Origin of the sequence: uncultured Capnocytophaga sp. (assembly GCF_937936315.1) — a bacterium.
GTDB lineage: Bacteria > Bacteroidota > Bacteroidia > Flavobacteriales > Flavobacteriaceae > Capnocytophaga.
Window position 1 is genome coordinate 1 of the sequence record NZ_CALGWU010000013.1, and the last position, 23,336, is coordinate 23,336.

Consider the following 23,336-nt stretch of genomic DNA (forward strand, 5'->3'; position numbering starts at 1 on the left):
AGGACGCAAGGTTTTCATCCTTGTAACAGGGGTTCGATTCCCCTACGGACTACTACACTAAATGCACTTGCACTATTAGTATCTAAAAGATACAACTTAAAATTAAATTAGTAAAGGAAAATGGCAAACCATAAATCAGCATTAAAAAGAATTAGAAGAAACGAAGCAGCTCGCTTGCGCAATCGTTATCAACACAAAACGGCTCGTAATGCCGTAAGAAAACTACGTGCTTTAGAAAATGTAGAAGAAGCAAAAACTCTTTTCCCTAAAGTAGTTTCAATGATCGACAAGCTCGCTAAGAAAAATATCATTCATGCTAACAAAGCAGCGAATTTAAAAAGCAGTTTAGCTAAACATATCAATAAATTAGCTAAATAGTCATTTAGGTTTTAGATTTATCACTGATAGCCAGATTTATGCAAGTAAATCTGGCTTTGGTGTTTTAAAGTTAAATATATAAAATTATGAAATATACATCTTATGCCCTACTCTTCTTACTTTCAGGAGTTATTTCTTGTAATGACACAAATCAATCAGATAAAGAAAAACAAACTCATAAAACAAAGTCTATAGAGTTTGAAGAATTTAAACTCATAGACCTAACTCCTAAAGCTCAAGAAGATATGAAGCACTGGAAGAATTTCCAATCACTGATGCAGGTTATCGTATCAATGGCTCCTGCCAAGATTAAAAACACCGATGATTTGATGCTCTCTAATCCTGATAGTTTGTTAGTATACAGTCGCTTGTATCCTATCAATTCTAAAACAGAAGTTATCAATAGTATTGTAGAACACGATTGGAGAACTCCAGCCGATGCCGCTAAAGATACTGTTTTTAGGTTTGAAAAAAAGAAAAATAATGCAGTAGGCTTTTTACAATGGAATCGCTTTTTGGTAGCAAATATTCCTTACACTTTTTCCATAGTATTGAAAAAAGTAAATTATCCCAATGTAAAACTAAATTTTTTAGAAGGTGAAAATGATGAATTATCAGCAACTTTAGCTCTTGATACCCTTAGCTCTTCCACTAATAATGTAAAGAGAATAACCCTATCCGATGATTGGTACAGCTACCAAATTGATTTCTCACCTAAAAAATCAGCGTCTTACTCTATAAGACTTTCCTTAGACGAAAATGCCAAAGAAAATGACAATTTCATACTATACCGATCCATTTTAGAGCTTCCTGCAAAACATTTCCATCAAGTAGGAAAATTTTCTGATAAAATTGTAGGAGAACACTCTGATGTAGAAAGTTCTTATTATTCTGTATTTTTTTGGTTAGTACAAATAGAAGACGCTCTCAAGGAACTACTCAATAGTGACACCTTTCCAGAACGTATTAATGTCCCTACAGTAAAAGCTCGTTTTAGGCTCTTTCAAACACAAATTAAATCATTAGCTGATAATGTTAAGAACAACCCTGATTTCAACGAAAATGAGCTTAAAAACAATATCTTTCTATTAAGAGAAACTTTTAATAGTATTATCGCTCGTATCAATAATATATATGGCAACGACTTAGATGAACGTATGAAATATATCGATACTCAACAAGATTCCATTCCTTCAATTGACAATTAAATTTAAACGTATCATCTATTGTGATATGAACCTATAAGATATTATTGGCTTTTTTCAAAAGTTTAAAAAACCTACTACACTCTCTTTTTCATCAAATATCTTCCATACAAAAAGTCAGCAATTAGCTTTACACTAATTACTGACTTTTTTTCATATTTTTGTATTTTTCAAATTTGCTAACTACTTATGGAGTTTGCATTATTTTCCTTTTCCTCCTATAGCAGGGTCTTTCATACCCTCTTCGATCATAGTGTAGAATTGGTCGAGTTTAGGTAATACTACGATACGGGTACGGCGATTTAGAGCGCGACCATTGGCATCACCATTACTTGCTAATGGAACATAGTAGCTACGACCGGAAGCAGTCATACGTTCAGGAGCAATACCAAAATCTTTTTGCAATACACGTACAATCTCGGTAGCGCGCATTACGCTCAAATCCCAGTTATCGCGTATACAAGCTGTTTTAATATTTACGTTATCGGTATGACCTTCTACCATAAATTCAAAGTCAGGTTTGTTTTTCACTACTTTAGCTACTTTTTCGAGTACGTTCTTAGCGTTTTTAGAGATGGTATAGCTACCACTGCTGAATAGCATTTTATCGGAGATATTGATGAATACCACTCCTTTTTCTACTTTCACATCTACATCTTGGTCGTCTAAGTTACCTAACACTCCTTTAAGGCTTTGTACCAAAGCGAGGTTTACAGAGTCGCGGCGGGTAACTGCATCGCGCAAGTTTTTGATAGTTAAATCTTTTTCGCGCAAACTTTCCAATGATTTTTCGAGGTTTTCAGCACCTTTTTGGGTAAGTGTAGTGAGGTTGCCCATATTGTTGATGAGCTGCTGATTGTTCTCTTTGAGCAAATCGTTTTGGTTTTTCAAACTCTCAATTTTATATGCCAAATTGTTTTTCTCGTCTAAACACATATTGAGTTTTACGGTAGCAGTGTTTAGCAAATCTTCAGTTTGTTTGTTTCTCGCTTCTAACTCAGCATACTTCTTTTTAGATACACACGATGTGGTAACTAATGCCAACATCGATAGTGCGATAATAAATTTTTTCATACTAGTTTATGTTTTATAATTAATGAATATGTTACAATAAAAGTGCCAAGATTATCTCTTATTTGTTTTTTGCTTGGCTTTGGATTTCTCTTTAGCGTTTTTGAGTTCTTTTTTCAGAGATGGATTGGCTAATATCATTTCGTCTTCATCTATCTCTTCAGGAGACTTCATTCCCTTTATTTCTTTAGGCTTTATCTTCTTCTCGGCATCGCTATATATTTGTTCTTTACTGCGAATACGCTCATCACCTCGCCAGATAAATTCCTTAAACTTGCGATCGTTCACGTGCAATTTCTCCTCTGGGTATAAATTCCCCGAAGGCTGTGTAATAAACACAGTTTGTTGTAGTTGCTGCTTTTTATCCAAATAGAGTTTAATATGACTGCAAGTGAGTTTGTTGATGCCTACCAGTTCTTTAGCATCGTTGTACACGTAGTAAATAGACTCAGTATTCTGCAAAAAGTCTATCTGTCGCAATGCATTATCTTTAAACTTGCCATATAAGAACTTACCTTTCACTTGGTTATAACCATCGCCCAAAGTATCTTTTTCTACCACCAAAGCATTGTTGAACACTTTTAGGGAGTCTAACTGTTGAGTTTTTGTATTGGCAATCAGGTGGATATTGTCGCCCGTCATTTGGCTTTCACCTGTCCACGCTACAGGTTTGCCTACGAGTTGCGTAAGTCCGTTAGCTTCGTTAGAGTGGATGGAATCGCATTTGGCTTGCATATCGCTTTTGAAGATACGAGCATCGGGATAAGCGCGAATCACGCGGTGTTGAGGTTTGCCTGTAACCAAAATGCGCTTGCCGTGCATATACATCGAATCCTTCTCTACTAACGTAATTACAACCGCTTTTTTGGTGATAAACATCGAATCTTTTGCTTTGTGAATTTCACCATAATGGCCTCGTACAAAGGTTTTATTCACAGTGTCTGAAATAAAAATATTGTTAGAGCCTGAAGAGAACTGACGGCGTTTATCAAAGTACAAGCTATCACCTACTAAGGTTTTGAGGTCGTATTCTATTTTAGCGTTCTTCATAAAATATCCTTGTTCTCGTTTTGTATCATAAAAACCACGTTCACAATACACTTTATAATCAGCTCCTACAATGGTAGTTTTGCCATAAAAATAGGCATTTCCTGAATTGTGATAATAGTCTAAGACCTGTGAATTGACAGTAAAATCACGATTGACAATCTTTACTGAATTGGTAAACTGATTTTTTTTAGTAGTTACATAATATTTTCCGGTTTGGCTCGTAAGTTCATTTTCGGGGTCGGTGATTTTACCAAAGTTATTGTAGTAAGCTTCTTGTTTATTGCGGTCGAAAAATAGTTCTTCGGTTTCAAGGGTCATATTTCCATTTCGCAACACCACTCCCTCGCGGGCTACTGCTGTTTTGGTATTTCCTTTATAGGTTATATACTGGCTGTTCATTTGCAATGTATCACCTTGTTGTAACACTACATCACCATGAGCGATTACCTCGTTTTTTTCCTCATATAGCACTGCTAAATCACACCAGACGTCTAATCCTTGATGGCGAAACTGAACACGTTGCCCATCTGATTTAAAGATAGTTGCGCCAGGGTATTTTACATTATCAATAGTAAATTCTCCTCCATATACAATTTCTATGCGGCGGGTTTTTCCATTGCTATCTTGAGACCAAAGATATGTGCAGAAGTTAAATAAAAAGAGAAATAATATATAGGTATACCTGTGTTTCATTTAGTGAATATAATTTTCTAAAAGGCAAAAATACAAATAATTCATCAATTAGCAAATTCTTCTATCATCACATTTTTTGCGCGTTCTAACTTAAAGCGTTCTTTATTCCAATGAAAGGGTTTGAAGTCCTCATTTTTGATAATCTTATTATTGCGATAGATAAGATTTTCTACTGATTTGGCATAGAAAATAGGTTCATCGAAAGTTTCAAAAAGGTTGTTTTCAATGCGTATATTAGAGTGAAAATATTTTTGTTGTACTTCTAAGTTAGGAATTTCTGGACAGATAGAGATAATAGCATTCGTAAACTGATAATTGGCAGTAAGTGCATTGACAAAATGGTTGTTTTTGATGCTTACATTGCGGCAAGCACCCGTTTCGTACCAGCCGTTGCAATCGCCACAGAGCAAGATAGCTGCCCCGTGGGTATGATCGAATAAATTATTACTGCACACCACTTTTTTAGGGGTACTAAAAAGTGCCCCTCGTGCCCGATTGTTGCGCACGATGTTGTTTTTGAAAAGCACTTTAGGCGTCCAAGTAAGATTTTCTACCCCACAAGGCGTATCGGGGTTTACCTCAGCAGGTAAAGGTTTATCAAAAGTGATTTCAAATATTTTAGCCCCTACTTCAGTAGGTTTATCAACAGCTTTTATTTGTTGAATTTTATAAGTTTTATCACCTATAGTTTCCATTGTTTTAGCAGCAACAAATTGCACTTGGTCACCCTTATTTCCCCAAAGAAATCCCCACGACTGAGGGTGCATATATTGCGCTTTGATAGTATAATCATTCTCACGAGTAATAACTTTCAAGTAAGTGCCGTGTACATTGATAGCATCATCAGCCATACCTTCATACAAACCATTTACCGAGCGTATTTTTCCTTTACAAGCTGAAAAATGGGTAGCATCGGCTTGAGTAGTGAAAAAACGTTCGCTCCCCTCCTCTATCGCTACTCGAAACTTATCAAGAGTCATATTTTCAGTGAGTTGCGCCAATAGCCCCATCCCTTGCACATTGTGTATTGTGATATTTTCAAGAGTTATATTTTTGCTTTCGGTTACAAAAATAGCAGGTGTAGGTCGGGAATAAGTACGCAACACAAAGCGCTCGCCTACTTGTAGAAAAGGCGATTTACCCATTCCCTCTATATAAAACTCGTTAGGAGCAAGTTCAACAATTTTTGTAGGTGAAAAAGGAACATCAGCACGGCGGTAGGCTAAGTGTTTATCAGGAGAGAAGACCATTCCACCAAAAGGCATTTCCTCATAATCTTCACCTATGAAGTAGAGTTTTTCATTCTCAATTTTGTAGTTTCCTTGAGGGTAGAGTTGCGCCTTTATACTGTTATTCAGAGTATCTACTTCAGTGATGTGCAACTGACGCAAATGAGGAGTTGCAAAATCTATTGAGAAGTTGCGAAGGGTGAGATTGCTACAATGTTTCACTACAAAAGGCAAAATTGTACCGTGAAACACTAAATTCTGTCCCTTTCCATCAATGACTACACTGTGCAGGTTTTCGTAGTAGAACGCTACTTTTTTAGGGTTAGTTTGGTCGTGATTGGAGATGTACAACTCTTTGTCAATTGTTTGATTGATAGTATAATGAGTTGTTGTAGGAAGATAATGTACGCTTTGGCAAGAGCCGAAAAGCAAGGCAGTGAGGGTGATGATAATAGCTGGTTTCATATTTGGTGTTTTTTGTTAAATTCTTTCGGCTATCCAATGAGAAATGAAGGCGGGTTTTGCTCCTCCTATTTTCTGAGCATAGTGATAGAGTTCTACTAAATTATGAGCATCGTCTAAATACCTACCTTTGCTTTTAAAGCCTTGCATTTCGTCGCCCATAAAAGTTTCGGAAAGGAAGTTGATATCGTACTCTTTGATTGTAAACTCACGGTGGTTGCGTTCAGTCATCATATCTAATGCCCATTGAGTGTATTTCACATTGTTCACGTGAGCATTCATATCGAGGTCACTCACACGTACCTTGAATTGATTAACTTGTTGCATATCATCGGGTAAAGCAATACGATCGGTACGGAAATTAAGACCTCCATCAGTACGTGGGTGGAAAATTTCTTGTTGTTCAGTAAGTTCTATAGGGCGACGGGTGGCTATGTCCATTGTAATCCAAGTGCTAGCGCATTCGCCTATTTTTTGGTCGTTGTAATAGAGTTCAAACTCGCGGAAAGCATAGACCCCTTGTACTGGTAACGACCAAGTTTTCACAGTGATACGCTCATTCCACTGAGGCCAGTAGTTCATTTTAAGTTTTTGCTGAATCAGTGCCCAGAAGAAGCCTTTTTGCACTAATTGTTTGTAACCAAATCCTAAATAAGCAGCGTGTTCAGCAGCAATATCTTGGAGCATTCCTAATAGTCCGTATAATCCTAACTGATTATTTAAATTCACTTGAGTGCTACGCACTTTATAAGTTTCGGTGAAAATTGTTTTATTATAGTCCATTGTAATATATTTTTAGGTTTATGATTGCAATAATTTTTCGAGGGTACGCACTACACCTGCGTGATTGTTGTCGTATTCGGTTACATAGTTAGCAAGCGCTTTGAGTTCCTCTTGCGCGTTGAGCATTGCATAACTATAAGTAGCCTGCTGAATGAGCTCTACATCGTTTAAATGGTCGCCAAATACCACAGTTTCATCAGGTGAGATGTTCAGTTGTGATTGCAAGTGCGCGATAGCATCCCCTTTATTGACATCTTTACCCGTGATATCCAGCCATATTTCACCCGATACCACTACGTTAAACTCATTGCTATACTGTTTGAGGTACTGATATGAATTGAAACGAGAAATACCTCTATCACACACTGTTATCTTAAAAATATCATCATCGATAGCGGCAAAATTGGTTACACGAGTATGGGCGGGATAATGGCGAGCAATCTCATTGAAAATCCACTCATCGTCGGTTTTTATATAAGCACTTTTCTTGCCACAAAGGGCTACACCTATTTGCTGAATCTCATTACAAGTGTGCAAAATAGGAAAGAAAGAAGTAAAAGCGATAGGTCGCTCAAAAAGCGTTTTTCCCTGATAGATAAGCGATGCGCCATTATCGGGGGCATAAGCAATGCGTTCTTTGATAGGAGCGAAGAGTTCGTGCAAACTTTGCAGCTGTCTGCCACTTGCTGCACAAAAAAGAATACCTTTCTGTTCAATAGTTTTGAACACTTCCCAAAAGCTATTGGGGATTTCCTTTTGGTTATTCACCAAAGTACCATCTATATCGGAAACAATAAGCTTGATCATATTATAATTTGGTACGAGCTGCACCGGCTGTTTGTCAATTTTTTAATTTGCTAATTTTTGATGTATTGATATTAAAATAAGAAAAGCTCTCCTTGGAGAAAGGAAAGCTTTCATTGGTTTACTATAAACCCGTGTAAAAATATTTACACAAAACAACACAACTAAATCTTATGAAGCGGTCTGGACGGGACTCGAACCCGCGACCCCATGCGTGACAGGCATGTATTCTAACCAGCTGAACTACCAGACCATTTATCAGTAAATTGTGCAATTCATTTCTTCATTGCGGTTGCAAAAGTACAACTATTTTCAATACCTGCAAATTTTTTGAAGACTTTTTTTTATTTTTTTTTAAACTTTTTTCAAATACTACTGATAATGAATATTTTGCATTATCACATATTTGAGGTGCGACTGGCAGTTTTTAGGTGTAATTCCAGTGCATTACTATCGGTAAGACTAGCTACATAGCAGGTAATGCCCATCACTTTGTCGTATATCGACCCCTCTTTACGGTATTTTTCAGGTAATTTTTTTAGCAAAAGTTTATCAAATGATGTTTCCCTTCCATTCTCACTGTTGATAATTGCCGTAAAAAAGATATCTAATAAATGCTGTAAAATCACATAGCCCGAAACTTCTTTTTCTACTACTTCGTCCGATTGATAGATACGTTCTACACTGCAATCGATTACATCGGTGATTTGGTGACGGTATTTACTATTATATAATAAGGACTGATGAAAATCACCTGCGAGAATTGCTTCTTCATTCTGTAAGAAAATATCGGTAGCATCTTGCACCAATGCTCCAATCACTACAGCACGCAAATAAGCAATGCGCTCTTCCTTTGTTTGCAGTTTAGTGTATTTTTGAGTATTGATGCGATTATCGATGATAGCCCCTAAATATTCTAAAGCGAGTTCTTCGCTGATAAGCCCCAAGTTGATACCATCTTCAAAATCTATAATAGTATAGCAAATATCATCGGCAGCCTCTACCAAGAAAGCCAATGGATGGCGCGCATAACGCAATTCACCCGCCTCACTATTCGATTTGAGTCCTAAAGTATCTGCTACTTCTTTAAAGAAAGCCTTATCACCTTGAAAGAATCCATATTTTTTATCGGCGATTCTATTGGTTGGGCGTATAGGCAATGATTCTTTAGGATATTTAGTGAAAGCCCCCAAAGTAGCATACGTAAGGCGCAAACCACCCTCTACTCCTAAACGCGTTTCGTTGAGAATTCTAAAACCATTGGCATTCCCTTCGAAGTTACACAAATCGGCATACTCGGCATCACTGAGCAGGTGCTTGATAGCTGTTCCCTTTTTAAACTGAAAGAACTCACCTATCGCTTTTTCACCACTATGCCCAAAAGGTGGATTACCAATATCGTGTGCCACGGCTGCTGCTGCAATAATAGCCCCAAAATCATTGTTTTGATACCCTAATTCGCGCAAGTGAGGGTATTTGTTGAGCAGATGTTTACCCACCGAACGCCCCAAACTGCGCCCTACCACCGACACTTCTATACTATGTGTGAGGCGGGTATGCACAAAACCTGTTTTAGAAAGCGGAATTACCTGTGTTTTATCTTGCAGACTGCGGAAAGCACTTGAGAAGACCACACGATCGTAGTCCATATCAAAACTGAGACGTGTTTCGTCCTCTTTGAGGCGAGGTCGTGGAGTAATATCCCCATATTTATTTAATGAAAGTAATTTTTCCCAAATCATATTTTTTCAATTAACGATTGACAATTAAAAATTGCCCGTTTAGTATTCAATCCGCAAAAATACAAATAATTTGTAAATTAATGATTTATTAGAAAAATATTCCTTACATTTGCGCACTAATTTAAATCAATACTATGAAAAAAATCAATTTCATTCTACTACTTCTTATTCCTTACCTTTTACCCTTTACCTTAACAGCTCAACAAGGTGGTATGTGGATTCCTTCTCTTCTAGAAGGTATGAATGCTAAGGAAATGAAATCCTTAGGTATGAAAATGTCAGTAAGCGATATTTATAGCATCAACAAATCAAGCTTGAAAGATGCTGTACCTCATTTCAATGGCGGTTGTACTGCCGAAATAATTTCTAATCAAGGACTCTTGCTTACAAACCACCACTGTGGTTACGGACAAATACAGGCACATTCGTCTGTGCAAAACGACTATCTTACTGATGGTTTTTGGGCTAAAAATCTATCGGAAGAATTACCTAACAAGAATTTGGTAGTTACCTTTATCGTTCGCATTGAAGATGTAACCAAAAAAGTACTCGCCGACACACAAAACCTCAGCGATGAAACCCTACGTGAAGCCCAAATACAAAGAAATATAGCCTCTTTAGTAAAAAACTCACCTAAAGAAAGCTGGCAAGAAAACCGCATTCGCGCTTTTTATGAAGGCAACCAATATATCCTTTTTGTAGTTGAAACCTTTAAAGATGTACGCTTAGTAGGCGCTCCCCCTTCCTCTATTGGCAAATTTGGTTCTGACACTGATAACTGGGTGTGGCCTCGCCATACTGGTGACTTCTCTCTCTTCCGCGTCTATGCCGATAAAAACAATCGCCCTGCCGAGTACTCCAAAGACAATGTCCCCTATCGCCCCAAACATTTCTTCCCAATATCGCTCAAAGGCGTAAAAGCCGGTGATTTCACAATGGTCTTTGGCTATCCAGGTCGTACTGAAGAGTACCTTCCTGCCGTAGCCGTAGAGCAAATTGTGAATGTACTCAACCCTGCTAAAATAGGTATTCGCGATGTGATTCTCAAAACCCAAGACGGATTTATGCGCGCCAATAACGAAATAAAAATCAAATATGCCTCTAAATATGCCAGTGTTGCCAACTATTGGAAAAAATGGATAGGTGAAACTCAAGGTTTGAAAAAATCGAATGCTGTGGCTATCAAACGTGCTCAAGAACAAAAATTTATAAACGAAGTTGAAAAACGCGGTAAAACTGCTGAATATGGGCATATTCTACCTCAATTTGCTGAAAAATATGCTAAAATACAAGATTATGCTTTAGCAGCCGACCTTTATTGGGAACTTGCTCAACGCAATATCGACCTAATTGCCAATGGTTACAAAATACTCCAACTTCGCAATGCGCTACGCGAAAAAGGCACTCAATCGTTCGCCGACCGAAAGAAAAACCTTTTAAACAACTTTGAAACTGTATTCAAAAATTACGATATAAATGTAGATAAAGCTGTGTTTGAACAAGCGATTAACTACTATGCTAAAACAATGCCTAAAGCCTTGCTATCTCCTAACCTCCACCAATTTGATGCGCACGCTTTAGCCGATAAACTTTACAAAGAATCGTTTTTAGCCTCTAAAGCCGAAATGGATAAAGTGCTCAACCTCCCCGATGACGCCTTTGAAAAACGCCTCAAAAACGATGTGGGAGTGCAGTTTGTAGAGCAAATCATCGCTCATTTCTATGAAACTGTAATGCCTACTTATCAAAACTTAGGCAGTGAAATAGCTACTCTACAACGCACTTATATGAAGGCTATTTTAGAGTTTTCTAAACCTCAAGACCGCATCTTCCCCGATGCCAACAGTACCTTGCGCGTTACTTATGGCAAGGTAGCAGGCTATTCACCTTTAGATGCTGTAACTTATGATTATATAACTTATTTAGACGGGGTTATGGAAAAATATGTACCTAATGACTACGAATTTGATGTACCCGCTAAGTTACGTGAACTCTACGAGAAAAAAGACTACGGCATCTATGGTGTTAATGGCAAAATGCCCGTGTGCTTTATAGCGACGAATCACACCACAGGAGGAAACTCAGGAAGTCCTGCTATTGATGCACAAGGCAACCTCATCGGGCTCAATTTCGACCGTGTATGGGAAGGTACAATGAGTGATATCCACTACGATCCTAAAATATGTCGCAACATAATGGTAGATATGCGCTATGTGCTTTTCATCATTGATAAATACGCTGGAGCAGGCTATTTGTTAAACGAAATGAAACTGGTGAAATAATGACGAGTTACGAATGACGAGTTACGAGTTATGAATGACGATAAATGAAACACCTTACACTTTACATATCATTATTCTATCTCATAGGCTGTAACCTTTTTCAAGGGCAACAGCAGGCAGGGGAAAGTGTTGCGGTTGAGGAAAAGCAGGTAGAAGTGTTTGTGCCAGTGCAGAAAGAGTTGTATGTCATTGATAAGGAAGAACGGGAAGATTATTATCTTTTCGGCGAGAAAATAAAAATAAGTGCAGAAGGAAATGAGTTTTACAAAACTGACAGAGGAGATTATATAAAAAAGAAAGATGTAGGCGATTGGAATACCCTAAAAACTAAAATCACTGGGGATGATCTTATAAAAAATGTAGATATTAACGGAAATTCTAACGATAGTATCTCTAAATATCTGAGTATAGATCAAATTTCTTATGAAGAATATCAAGAAGCTCTTAGAAATAAGATAGATTTCCTCATAGAAGATACCCTTGCAATTGTAAAAAAGAATGGCAAACTTACCTTCCCTTGTGAGCATAAAACAGTTTATCTAAAAGACCAGTCTGATAGTGTTGAAGATCCTTTTTCTACAACCTATGCTTATGTAGGGAATGTTCCTGTTCTCAATCAATATTTAGTTTTTGAAGATTCTGAAGATTTTTATGCTTATATTTTTATAGATAAAACCACTGGTAAGCAAACTGATTTTGAGCGTTTTCCCTTTCTCTCTCCCGATAAGAAGTATATCATTACAATAGGGAGAGCTTATGAAGATTTAGTGGGAACGATTTCTTTGTATCGCATAAAAAGCATAAAACCATTTGTGATTGAAACTTTAGTAAATGAAGACATAAAATGGTGGGCAACCTATGATTTTGATGAAGACCCCATCTTTTTTAGTAAAAATGGTTTCTTATACGCCCCGATGAATGTTATCCCAAACTTTTTTGACGAGCATAATAATCCTAACAAACAGCGAATGTATATCAAGATAGGAATTAGAAATTAGAAATTAGAAATTAGTAAATAGCATTATAACTAATCTATGAAATACTTTATCTCTTTTATTTTAACACTATTATTAGCTGGTTGTAACCTCTTTCAAGGGCAACAGCAGGCAGGGGAAAGTGTTACTCCTACTGAAGAACCTCAAATACAAACAGAAAATTCTGCTAAAGAGGATAAACCTACAGAAAAAGAGCTTTTAGAAACAATGGGAGACACTTCTGATACTAAGGCTTTGGGGAAATATTTTACTATAGAAAAGGTTTCGAAGCAGGAATACCTACAAGCATTGAAACAACGCTATTATTTTCTCACTAACGACAATTTAAGAATTGAAAAACAAGAAGGTGTGATTGAGCTTCCTTGTAAAAATAAAACTATTACATTTGAAGATACAGAAGCATCAGAGGAGTTTGGAGATGCTGAAAGATATGATTATTTAGGTGAAATACCTGATTTAAATCAATATGTAGTGAGATATACGGTTTATAGAGCTCAAGAAATTCTTTTTATTGATAAACAAACAGGTAATCAGACTAAAATGGAAGGCGAACCGCTCTTATCACCTGATAGAAACTATGTAATAGGGACATATAGTGATGTTTTGGGAACATTTTTAATGTTTTATAAAGTAAAACAAGCAAACTCATTCACTTTAAAAGAACTTATTACTGTTACCCCTCAATATTGGACAATTGATTACAGTGAAAAAGAAGCAATATTCTTTAGCAAAAACAACTATCTGTATATATCTATAACATTTAAAGAAAATTACAATCAACGAGAATATATTAAAATAGGAATTAGGAGTTAGAAGTTAGAAATTAGTATCGTACTTATCTCTTACCTCTTACTTCTTACCTCTTAACTAAAAAACTATGGAATTAAACAAACTAATTGACCACACGCTTCTAAAAGCTACAGCTACCATTAGCGAGATTGAAACTCTTTGTAAAGAGGCTGTGGACTACGATTTTTATTCGGTATGTGTGAATAGCGGCTATGTAGCAACTGCTAAAAAATTCTTAGCTGGCACTGATATCAAGGTGTGTAGCGTAGTAGGCTTCCCCTTAGGAGCAATGTCGGCTAAAGCTAAATATTTTGAAACGGGTGAAGCCCTTGCCGATGGCGCTGATGAAATTGATATGGTACTGAATGTAGGATGGCTTAAATCGGGGGAGGTGAACCAAGTATTAGACGAAATTATCGCTCTTAAACGCTGTGTAGGTGAGAATCGCGTACTAAAAGTAATTCTTGAAACTTGTTACCTTACCGACGAAGAAAAACGCTTAGCTTGCCGTTTAGCTCTTGACGCTCAAGCCGATTTTGTAAAAACTTCTACCGGCTTTGGTACGGGGGGCGCAACACTTGCCGATGTAAAACTGATGAAAGAATGTGTGCAACACAAGGCTAAAGTAAAAGCCTCTGGAGGTATACGCGACTATGAAACAGCTATCCAATACGTAAACCTTGGCGTAGAACGCATAGGCACTTCTAACGGAATTGCTATCTTAAAAGGAGAGAAAGGAACTGGCTACTAATGAAGATTATCAGTTACAATGTAAATGGCATAAGGGCAGCCCTCACCAAAGGCTTTGCCGATTGGCTGAAAAGTGCTAACCCCGATGTACTATGTTTGCAAGAGATAAAAGCCCTTGAAGACCAAATACCTACAGAAGTATTTACTGAATTAGGGTACGCCTACCAATATTATTACAGTGCCGAAAAGAAAGGTTATAGCGGTGTGGCTATTCTTTCCAAAATAGCCCCCAAACACGTGGAAGTAGGCACAGGGATTGATTATATGGACAAGGAAGGACGAGTACTTCGCGCTGATTTTGAGACACTCTCAGTAATGAGTCTATACTTGCCTTCAGGCACCAACCCCGATCGTTTGGATTTCAAACTCACTTTTATGGCTGACTTCCAAAAGTACATTGATAAGCTTAAACAAACAGTACCTAACCTCGTTATCTGTGGTGATTACAACATCTGTCACGAGGCAATCGATATACACGACCCTGTGCGCAATGCTACTGTATCAGGATTCTTGCCCGTAGAGCGTGAGTGGTTAGATACCTTTATGAAGAGTGGTTTTATTGATAGTTTCCGTTACTTTCACAAAGAGCCACATCAGTACTCGTGGTGGAGCTATCGCGCCAATGCTCGCAACAACAACAAAGGTTGGCGGATTGACTATCACTTAGTGTCTGCCCCTTTAGAAAACCGAATGGAGCGTGCGCTTATACTCCCTGAGGCAAAACACAGCGACCACTGTCCTATTGTATTAGAGATTAGGAGTTAGAAATTAGAAGTTAGGAGATAGAAAAAAGCTGTTGAACAAATTGTAATGTTCAACAGCTTTTTTTATTGCTTGCCACGCTGTGGCTACCAACGAATGATGGCACTTGCCCAAGTAAAACCACTACCAAAGGCAGCAAGTACTACGAGGTCGCCGTCCTTGATTTTGCCTTGTTGAACTGCTTCAGTAAGAGCAATAGGCACAGAAGCAGCAGTAGTATTACCATACTTCATTATATTGTTGAATATCTGCTCATCAGTGAGTTTGAATTGGTGTTGTACAAACTGTGAAATACGCAAATTAGCTTGGTGAGGAATCAACATATTAATATCTTTATTAGAAAGACCATTGGTTTTCAATCCCTCTTCTATCACTTCGGCAAAACGCACTACAGCATTTTTAAACACAAACTGACCATTCATATTAGGGTAATAACTCACATCATCGGGGTCGTTTTCAGCTAATAATTCGGTTACCCATTTTGTTCCTACCCCTGGAGTAATCATAGCCAATTGCTCGGCGTGCTCACCTTGACTGTGCAAGTGAGTAGAGAGAATACCGCGTTCGGGGTCATCAGAGCGAGAAACGATAGCAGCACCTGCTCCATCGCCAAAAAGCACTGCCATATTGCGACCACGAGTGGTCATATCCAGCGCAGGCGATTGGGTTTCAGCACCTATCACAAGGATATTTTTGTACATACCCGTTTTAATATACTGATCGGCTACTGAAAGGGCATAGATAAAGCCCGAACATTGGTTGCGAATATCGAGAGCCCCTACAGTAGGCAAACCTAATTCTTTTTGTACTAACACCCCGCAACCAGGGAAATAAAAGTCGGGACTGAGGGTTGCGAATACAATAAAGTCTATTTCTTCTTTATTGATTTTAGCAGCTTCAATAGCTTTTAAACTCGCTTTCACTCCCATTGAGGTAGTAGTATCAGAACCTCTTAATGCGTGACGACGTTGCTGAATACCGGTACGCTCTTGAATCCATTCATCGCTGGTATCCATTAGTTTGGATAGGTCGTCGTTAGTAACTACGTTTTCAGGGACGTAAAATCCTAATCCCTTAATTCTTGAACGATATAACATATTTTTAGTTTTTAGTTGTCTAAATAAACACTTCTAATAAATCCATTCCTTTGGTCTTTACCTCTAATTTGTGGCAAGAAGCAGGGAAAAGCACTGTTTCACCTTGTTTGATAGGCAATTCGGTAGTGCCATCACCGATGGTACCTTCTCCTTTTACACACATATAAATATGGAAAGAATCATCAGCAGAGAGTTGTTTTTCATACCCTGCGGTAAGTGGCAGTAAATTGGTGATAAAATAAGGGCAATTCACCACTTTGTTCACCTCATTAGCATTTTGAGAGTACTGCACTTTAAAGTCGTCTTTCTTCTCATAGTCAATGGCATCGAGAGCGAGTTCAGTGTGGAGTTCGCGCAAGTTGCCATTTTTATCACGACGGTTAAAATCGTACACGCGGTAGGTAATATCGCTGGTTTGTTGTATTTCGGCAATGATAATTCCCTTACCTATGGCGTGCACTTTGCCCGTATTGATAAAGAAAGTATCACCGTCTTTCACTTTTTCGTAGTTGAGAATATCAGTAAGCGTACCATTGTCTAAATGCTGCTGATACTCCTCTTTGGTTACTGTTTTGTTGAAGCCTACAATCAATTCAGCACCTGCATCAGCGTGAAGCACATACCACATTTCGGTTTTACCAAAAGAATTGTGGCGTTTTTTTGCCAATTTATCGTTAGGATGCACTTGTATAGAAAGGTCTTCGCGTGCATCTATAAATTTAATAAGGATAGGGAAATCACGACCAAAACGCTGGTGTACGTGTTTGCCGAGCAATTCATTAGGGTATAAATCAATGAGTTCTTGGAGACTTTTACCTTCAAGAGCTCCATTGGCGACTACAGAGATATCGCCTGGTACTCCTGATACTTCCCAGCTTTCGCCTGTAATATCACTTTCAATAGGTTTGTTGAATAATGTTTTTAGTTTAGTGCCTCCCCAAAGGCGTTCTTTGAGGATTGGTTTGAATTTTATTGGATACATTTTTATTAAGGTTGTTAATTAAACAGGGCAAAGATAATAAATAATTACGAATAACGAATGACGAATGACGATTTTTTCAATTAAATAGTCCTTTCTTATACTGTTGATTTCGATAATACAGCATAAAAATATAAGCTGGCACGGCTATAACAGCCGATAAACCCACAGCTAAAGTAGGTAGCATTATAAGTCCGTATATCACAAATGTAATAACATCTATGGTGAGAAAATAGTTTTTGAAATTGAAAGAAGTTTTCTTTTTCAGAACAATAGGGAGAAGTATATAAAATAGGAATGGAGCAATAACGGTAAAATCCTAAAAAATGTTAGTTTCACCACGCTACCTCTACAGCAAGATAATTCCATATAACTATTCTGACACTTAGAGGATCTGTAATTACCATATACTGGTAAATATTGGGTTGCACAATCTGCCAATGTGAATAAATATTATTTTTACTATCAATGTATAAATCCATAAGGGCTCTGCTCCCAACTTCTGGCAGAAAATCCATTTTCTTACACGCATAAAATGCATCTCTTTCCTTTAAGGATAAGTTAGGTAATACTTCAAATTTCCAATAAGTGGGCGGATCAATTACAGCTTCACTATTCTCATATTTTATGTGACCTTTAGCTAATTTCACAAAGAAATTTTCTAATCGACCAACTTCTACATTGAAATGCGTTTCTCCATTAATTGATATCAAGGAATTCGATATTCTATGTTGTAAACTCTCTTTCTTGGAAAGAATATTTTTAATCTTTACCCTTGTCAAATTTTCAATACTTGTTGTGCCATGTATAGCACATTCAAGCAAACATGCAACATATTCTTCATCTAATGAAAAACTTCTATTACATTTTGAACAGCAAGGGACTACTGGTAAATTCTCAGGATATGGTTGATCTAGTAAAATCTTTGACGGCACATGATCTCTTGTATCTGGATTATTTATTCCGCAATAAGAACATATTAGGTCAAGACGTTCATCACTGTGATGTGTTCTTTGTATCATGAAAAAGGTTAAATTTGTTGTCAAAAAACTCTCGTGGTTACAATGCTTTTAATATTAGTTCGCTATCAATATCAGGATAACCAATCCGATTGTAGTAACGAATGAAACTTGAAACCATTGATTCCGCATAAGGACTATCTAATTTTGCCACTCGAGTATAGGTTTTCAAATCATCATATTTCACCATTTCTTTAGATTGAAAATCAATTATTCGATTTTCAATAAATGGCGTTTGTGGTAAGAAGAAATATCTATCCCCTTTCCTAGATTCTATTAAACTAATCAAATTTCCCTTTTCATTTCCCTTTTCATCCTTGCCATCTTTTTTACTTTGATACTTTTCATATTCTTTGGTCTCTGATAATAACTTAGTTTTTGCTAAAAGAACATCACTTACTTTTCGTGATCGATTTTTTCCCGAAATAAAATCACAACTCGGTGTGAGAATTACAAATACCTCTTGATCTTTTTGTAATATTTCTCCACATTCATATTCACCTAAATCGGTTGGGTATATGTAGAATTGCATAGGATGAACTTTCTCTTTATTCAGACTATTATCTCCCAAAATTTCAGAGATTTTATCTTGTGAAAGAGAGCTGCTAAACTTGCGTAACATTAAATAACCAAGAGAAAAGTCGTTTATTCCCGGTCTAAACTTATCTCTTTGGTTATGAATTATTTCCCAAAAATAGTTTTTTAGTTCTTCTTCTAAACAAGCGTGTATATTCTCCTTAATAAATGGCAAATTGAATTTTATGAGCCGTTCTATTTCTAGTTTCAATCCATTAAATCCGTCATCTCCCTTTGTGACAACTCCTACAATCTGAGATTTTAAATCCTGTACATCTTTCGTATTACCTGAATAAAAGATTACTGGGATAAAACATTTGCTCTGAATTTGTTCTAGAATTTGAAGTCCTAACTGCTCTCCTCCATTAATAGGATTACCTTTATAAATATCCAAAATAATTATGTGATAAGGTTTTGAGTTGATTTTTTCAATAGCATTATCAAACGTGTCTACTGCTTCAATATTCACTTTAAAATTGCATAAAGTATCATTTTGCAATAGTGCTATCAAATCATCCCTATTCTGTTTATCATCTTCTATGTATAATAATTTTAGCTCTTTACTCATATTCTGTTTCTAAATGTTATTTTAAAAGTTGCTCCATCTAAAATATCGCTATTTATCAGCATAAATTCACCATTGTATTCTGAAACCAATTCACCAATAATTGCCAATCCCAAACCTATACCATCAGGTTTGGTACTGAAGTAAGGTTCAAAGATATTATTTTCTGTTCCTAATTTTATTCCGGGTCCATTGTCGCTGAAAATAATCACCAATTCTTCATTTGCTTTTGAGACATTGACAACAATCTTTCTCTCAGACTCAATATTTTCAAGCCAATAAATTGAGTTTTGAATTAGATTCATAAATATGATTCCCAATTCTGCTTCATCAATGGCTACTGTATGTTCTGTTTCTGAGATGACATAGTTGATATTCAAACGTGATAAATCTGTGTGGTAAAGCATAAATTGACTTTTTATTACCTCCTCTACAATCACACTCTTAGGTCGACCACGTCTTCTACCACCAAATGGTTCAATTCTCCTGAATAATTGTGCAAAATCTTTTCTAATATTTTGAATATTAGCGACCAAACCTTCTATTTCTTCAATATTTTTATTTTTTAATGCTTTTACAATCAAATTCGCTTGTAAATCAATTTTATTCAAAAAGTTTCCACCATCATGAACAACAGCATCAATCAGTTGTCCCAGAGTAGTAAGCCTCCTATATCTTGATATTACTTCTTGAACCTTGGATACGCTATCTTTTATTTCGATATCTTTTCTTTTTACTGCTTCAAGAATTTCTTTTTCGGAAGGAACTTTTTCTTTGATAAGTTTTGAAATTGAATGCAGCGAAAATGTTTCAAACAAACTTTCTTTCGACATAGGATTTTTATCCCCCTCTCTTGGTCGTTCCTGATATCTTCTCTGCTCTACCTCATTTAATATTAAAAGAATAAACTCTCTAATATCTTTAAGAGCCTGACTTTCAACGATACCTTCTCTATTACTCTGATCTTTTAGTAAAGGATTAGCATCCAAACCAATGGCAATATAGCCAACTATCTGATTATTACTTAATCTCAATGTTGGATTGTTAACCCTGCGAATATCCAAGCTTACCCAATCGTTATTCTTGTTCCCATAAGGTAATACCCTGATGTTATCCCGGTATATACTAATTCCTGACAAATCATCCAAATCCTTTTTTATGTTTTTTACTGTAGAATTTATCTCTTTTGATAATTTTTTCAAATCATCTCTATTCCAAACCCGAAACTCAAATGAAAACTTTCCTGCAACAGATTGTCTTTGCGGGTCCTTTAATAAAAAATCTTTTTCTGTAAATATTAGTTGTTCTTCCTTTCCTATGCTTTTACTAAAAAATAAAACCTCATCTGGACGTCCTTTTTCAGTAATATGTCCTTTAATATAATAGTCCGGTTTATTTAATGTTTCAGGTCTTTCTATTATACCATTCAAATTTTTATCTAACCCAGAAGGAATATTTACATTTATTAAAAAATCCTCTACAGGAACTATTGGATTTAGCAACCTTGACAAGGTTACTCTCATTTCTCGGATTTTCTCTTCGTCCCAGTCATCACTTAAACCGATCAACTTGAGTATTGTACCACTTTCTTTTATCTCTGTTGGTTGTCTTATTTCCCAATGTATATTAATGTTTTCCAAATAATTATCTTCATCTGAAAAATCATCCCAATTAAAATATACAATTATCTCTTCACTATCTTTCTGTCTTGTAATCAACTCCAATCTTGAAGCTAACTTTGCAGAAGCAAAACGTCCAATACCTTTTTCTCCTGTGAATTTTCGCTTTGTATTTTGATTTTCTTTTTTCTTTTTGAAATTTGTTGCAGGTTCCATCCATGCAGATTGGATAGTATTGAAATCCATCCCTTTTCCTTCGTCAAGGATAATTATGGATGCATTTATTTTGTCAATGTATTTTTTTATTTTTTTTCCCTCAAACCTCTCTTTAACAATTCCGTTAAAGGTAATTTCAACAATCGGAGATTCGGCATCGTAACTATTTTTTACCAATTCAACGACAGCAACATTATCATTACTGATAAGTTCTTCACCTATAGTTTTAATAATTCTCGCCTTAGGTTTAAAGACAAAACTTCCTTTATTTATACTTGCATTCATATCAACATCTTTTTTATTTCTTCTGCAATTTTATGAGCCAAAACCACTGGGACAGCATTACCTATCTGTTTAAATACAGCGCTTCTGCTACCTTCAAAATAATAATCATCTGGAAAGGATTGTAGTCTGGCAGCTTCGCGAACGGTTATTGAACGAACATTTTCTATTGTTGGAGAAAGTGTCGGATAAATGTAATAATGTCCATCCATAGCAATATGGGCAACAACTGTATGACAACAGCCATAAGGATCAACAACTTGAAAACGATTGAGAAATGTTTCCTTATTCTTGTGGTGTTGAAGGTGAGCGGGAATTTTCGAGTAATCAATACGTTTTTTCTCATTCAACCACATCTCAACCGCCATTCTGTATATTTCTCGATCATTTGCATTGTTTGGTCGGGCAATATGCTGTGTTGTAAAATCAAAATCACTACTGCGGATACCTGATTTTTTCAGATACTTCATTTTTGAAAGAGGCTTCGTGTATAAAATTGGTTCACATAACTTACCTTCTCCATGCTTGCGTTCTGGTAAGTCGGAAAATAAATCTTTTAGTACTTCGTAATTATTATATTCTGTTTTCAGTTCAGGGTAATGAAATCTCGTATTCTTTCTCCATCCAACAATAATTACCCTTTGCCTATTTTGTAAAACTCCATGTTGTGAAGCTATTTGTATATGATCTTCCATCATATATCCAGCTTTATCTACAAGCTGCTTCAAATCTTCAAAAAGTTGACCGTTCTTCGCAGTTCGGATACCTAAAACATTTTCAAACACAAACATCTTAGGTTGATAATATTGAAGAAACTTTACATAATACTTATAGAGTTCATTACGCGGGTCTTTTTCCACGGCTTTACCCATTCTTGCCCTACCTGCCACAGAATAAGCCTGACAAGGCGGTCCTCCAATGATAATATCAACTTGTTTATCGCCTTTAAGTTTATCTACCTTTACAAAAATATTTTCTATGGTATCTTCTCCGATAGTCTCACGAATAACACTATCAATTATTTCCTGCGGGACTTGCGTCCAAAGTTTGCTACCATCGGTTCTTTCTTCTTTATTATAAAGATAATCTTTGTATTTTTGTAATTGATTGTTGGCTCTTAACCAATGAAAAGCCGCACGGGTTTTTAATGTATCACAGGCATACTTTTCCATTTCGATATGTGCTAAAGGAGTATAACCAGCCCGAATAAATCCTTCTGACAACCCTCCTGCACCTGCAAATAGATCTATAAATGTAAGCATTCTAATCGTTTTATATTAAAAAAAAGAGTTGTTTTCTTATAACTTTTTAATTACAAATACTTATAGGAAAAGGATTACAATTTGTCCACTACTTAAATTTCCAAAAACTTCCTTAATTTGCTATCATTTCAAATCAACTCTTGATATTAATGCAAAGATAAATAAAAAGTATTACCTGACCAAAAAAAATACTTGTTTTTCATTGTAATGTCTAATAAAAAAACAAAAATCGTAAAAATATCACTTAATCCCTAAAAAAAATAAGAATGCACAATACTTTTCAATGTTTAATTTGCTAATTCTAATTTACTAAGGATAAGTTCTTCTAATGAGTTGAAGAGTTTTTCATACGCTCCAATATCGTGATTATACAAAATCACTTCACGAGTTGCGGTGTCTACCAATATAGGATTCCCCATATCGTCTACCGAAATAACATATTGTTGTGTCTCTATACTCATTTGCTCTCTAAAATCATTGGTAAGCTCTACAAAAGTTTCATCACCTATTAGTTCAGTATTTTTTAGTCCATAAATACGAATGTCACCTATTACCACCCCTCCATAATGTAGTAATAAATATCGGTGAGTTTCGTCCAATTTCAGCTGCATAGTTTGTTCCACAAGCAATAACTCATCGGCTGTAGAAGGTTCTCCCACTGTTATAGGATTCTTTTGGAAAAAATCCTGCAGTTTTTTAATAATATTTGGGTTAATCATCATTTCT

Annotated in this window: 20 protein-coding genes and 1 tRNA gene; 7 read left to right on the top strand and 14 right to left on the bottom strand. The window is 36.3% G+C overall.

The window, feature by feature from the left end; all coding sequences use genetic code 11:
* The first annotated feature begins 120 nt into the window (after nt 1-120).
* Entirely contained in the window at nt 121-378 is a 258-nt protein-coding gene (gene rpsT, locus Q0162_RS01865) for a 30S ribosomal protein S20 (RefSeq protein WP_002682001.1), read from the top strand.
* Nucleotides 379-464: 86 nt separating this feature from the next.
* On the top strand, nt 465-1,586 hold the full coding sequence (locus tag Q0162_RS01870; RefSeq protein ID WP_297888228.1) for a hypothetical protein: 1,122 nt from the start codon (nt 465-467) through the stop codon (nt 1,584-1,586).
* 198 nt (nt 1,587-1,784) lie between these two features.
* On the opposite strand, the gene Q0162_RS01875 is transcribed toward Q0162_RS01870, so the two are convergent.
* The 7 genes from Q0162_RS01875 to dgt all read right to left on the bottom strand — a co-directional run bounded on the left by Q0162_RS01875 (nt 1,785) and on the right by dgt (nt 9,417).
* A complete protein-coding gene (locus Q0162_RS01875) occupies nt 1,785-2,657 on the bottom strand; it encodes an OmpA family protein (RefSeq protein WP_297888230.1) in 873 nt (290 codons plus the stop codon).
* A 51-nt stretch (nt 2,658-2,708) separates the two neighbouring features.
* Nucleotides 2,709-4,397, bottom strand: a complete 1,689-nt coding sequence (locus Q0162_RS01880) for an OstA-like protein (RefSeq protein ID WP_297888232.1) — start codon at nt 4,395-4,397, stop codon at nt 2,709-2,711.
* 44 nt (nt 4,398-4,441) lie between these two features.
* Complete coding sequence (locus tag Q0162_RS01885; RefSeq protein ID WP_297888235.1) at nt 4,442-6,091, bottom strand: alpha-1,3-galactosidase B; 1,650 nt, start codon at nt 6,089-6,091, stop codon at nt 4,442-4,444.
* Between the two features lie 15 nt (nt 6,092-6,106).
* Entirely contained in the window at nt 6,107-6,871 is a 765-nt protein-coding gene (locus tag Q0162_RS01890; protein ID WP_297888238.1) for an acyl-ACP thioesterase domain-containing protein, read from the bottom strand.
* An 18-nt stretch (nt 6,872-6,889) separates the two neighbouring features.
* On the bottom strand, nt 6,890-7,678 hold the full coding sequence (locus Q0162_RS01895) for an HAD family hydrolase (RefSeq protein ID WP_297888242.1): 789 nt from the start codon (nt 7,676-7,678) through the stop codon (nt 6,890-6,892).
* Nucleotides 7,679-7,854: 176 nt separating this feature from the next.
* Nucleotides 7,855-7,928, bottom strand: a tRNA-Asp gene (locus Q0162_RS01900).
* A gap of 145 nt (nt 7,929-8,073) precedes the next feature.
* A complete protein-coding gene (dgt, locus tag Q0162_RS01905; protein WP_297888245.1) occupies nt 8,074-9,417 on the bottom strand; it encodes a dGTP triphosphohydrolase in 1,344 nt (447 codons plus the stop codon).
* 134 nt (nt 9,418-9,551) lie between these two features.
* Here dgt and Q0162_RS01910 point away from each other — a divergent pair, with 134 nt between their 5' ends.
* The 5 genes from Q0162_RS01910 to Q0162_RS01930 all read left to right on the top strand — a co-directional run bounded on the left by Q0162_RS01910 (nt 9,552) and on the right by Q0162_RS01930 (nt 14,998).
* Nucleotides 9,552-11,699, top strand: coding sequence for a S46 family peptidase (locus tag Q0162_RS01910; protein WP_297888248.1), 2,148 nt, complete (start codon nt 9,552-9,554; stop codon nt 11,697-11,699).
* 44 nt (nt 11,700-11,743) lie between these two features.
* Nucleotides 11,744-12,697 carry a hypothetical protein gene (locus Q0162_RS01915; protein WP_297888250.1) on the top strand — a complete coding sequence of 318 codons (954 nt, stop codon included), beginning with the start codon at nt 11,744-11,746 and terminating at the stop codon, nt 12,695-12,697.
* Between the two features lie 36 nt (nt 12,698-12,733).
* A complete protein-coding gene (locus Q0162_RS01920; protein WP_297888252.1) occupies nt 12,734-13,507 on the top strand; it encodes a hypothetical protein in 774 nt (257 codons plus the stop codon).
* A 64-nt stretch (nt 13,508-13,571) separates the two neighbouring features.
* On the top strand, nt 13,572-14,234 hold the full coding sequence (deoC, locus tag Q0162_RS01925) for a deoxyribose-phosphate aldolase (protein WP_297888254.1): 663 nt from the start codon (nt 13,572-13,574) through the stop codon (nt 14,232-14,234).
* A complete protein-coding gene (locus Q0162_RS01930; RefSeq protein ID WP_297888256.1) occupies nt 14,234-14,998 on the top strand; it encodes an exodeoxyribonuclease III in 765 nt (254 codons plus the stop codon). Before deoC ends, Q0162_RS01930 begins: the two co-directional genes overlap by 1 nt.
* Nucleotides 14,999-15,081: 83 nt before the next feature.
* Here Q0162_RS01930 and Q0162_RS01935 read toward each other — a convergent pair whose 3' ends face one another.
* From Q0162_RS01935 to Q0162_RS01965, 7 genes are all read right to left on the bottom strand, one after another.
* Complete coding sequence (locus tag Q0162_RS01935; RefSeq protein WP_297888258.1) at nt 15,082-16,092, bottom strand: 3-oxoacyl-ACP synthase III family protein; 1,011 nt, start codon at nt 16,090-16,092, stop codon at nt 15,082-15,084.
* 19 nt (nt 16,093-16,111) lie between these two features.
* Nucleotides 16,112-17,074 carry a type I phosphomannose isomerase catalytic subunit gene (locus tag Q0162_RS01940; RefSeq protein WP_297888261.1) on the bottom strand — a complete coding sequence of 321 codons (963 nt, stop codon included), beginning with the start codon at nt 17,072-17,074 and terminating at the stop codon, nt 16,112-16,114.
* 332 nt (nt 17,075-17,406) lie between these two features.
* On the bottom strand, nt 17,407-18,093 hold the full coding sequence (locus Q0162_RS01945; protein WP_297888264.1) for a hypothetical protein: 687 nt from the start codon (nt 18,091-18,093) through the stop codon (nt 17,407-17,409).
* Nucleotides 18,094-18,130: 37 nt separating this feature from the next.
* A complete protein-coding gene (locus Q0162_RS01950) occupies nt 18,131-19,234 on the bottom strand; it encodes a response regulator (RefSeq protein WP_297888266.1) in 1,104 nt (367 codons plus the stop codon).
* Nucleotides 19,231-21,351, bottom strand: a complete 2,121-nt coding sequence (locus Q0162_RS01955) for a sensor histidine kinase (RefSeq protein ID WP_297888268.1) — start codon at nt 21,349-21,351, stop codon at nt 19,231-19,233. Before Q0162_RS01955 ends, Q0162_RS01950 begins: the two co-directional genes overlap by 4 nt.
* The gene (locus Q0162_RS01960; protein WP_297888269.1) at nt 21,348-22,610 is read right to left on the bottom strand and encodes a DNA cytosine methyltransferase; all 1,263 of its coding nucleotides are present in this window, start codon (nt 22,608-22,610) and stop codon (nt 21,348-21,350) included. Before Q0162_RS01960 ends, Q0162_RS01955 begins: the two co-directional genes overlap by 4 nt.
* Before the next feature lie 287 nt (nt 22,611-22,897).
* Nucleotides 22,898-23,332 carry an SMI1/KNR4 family protein gene (locus tag Q0162_RS01965; protein WP_297888271.1) on the bottom strand — a complete coding sequence of 145 codons (435 nt, stop codon included), beginning with the start codon at nt 23,330-23,332 and terminating at the stop codon, nt 22,898-22,900.
* Nucleotides 23,333-23,336 lie beyond the last annotated feature (4 nt).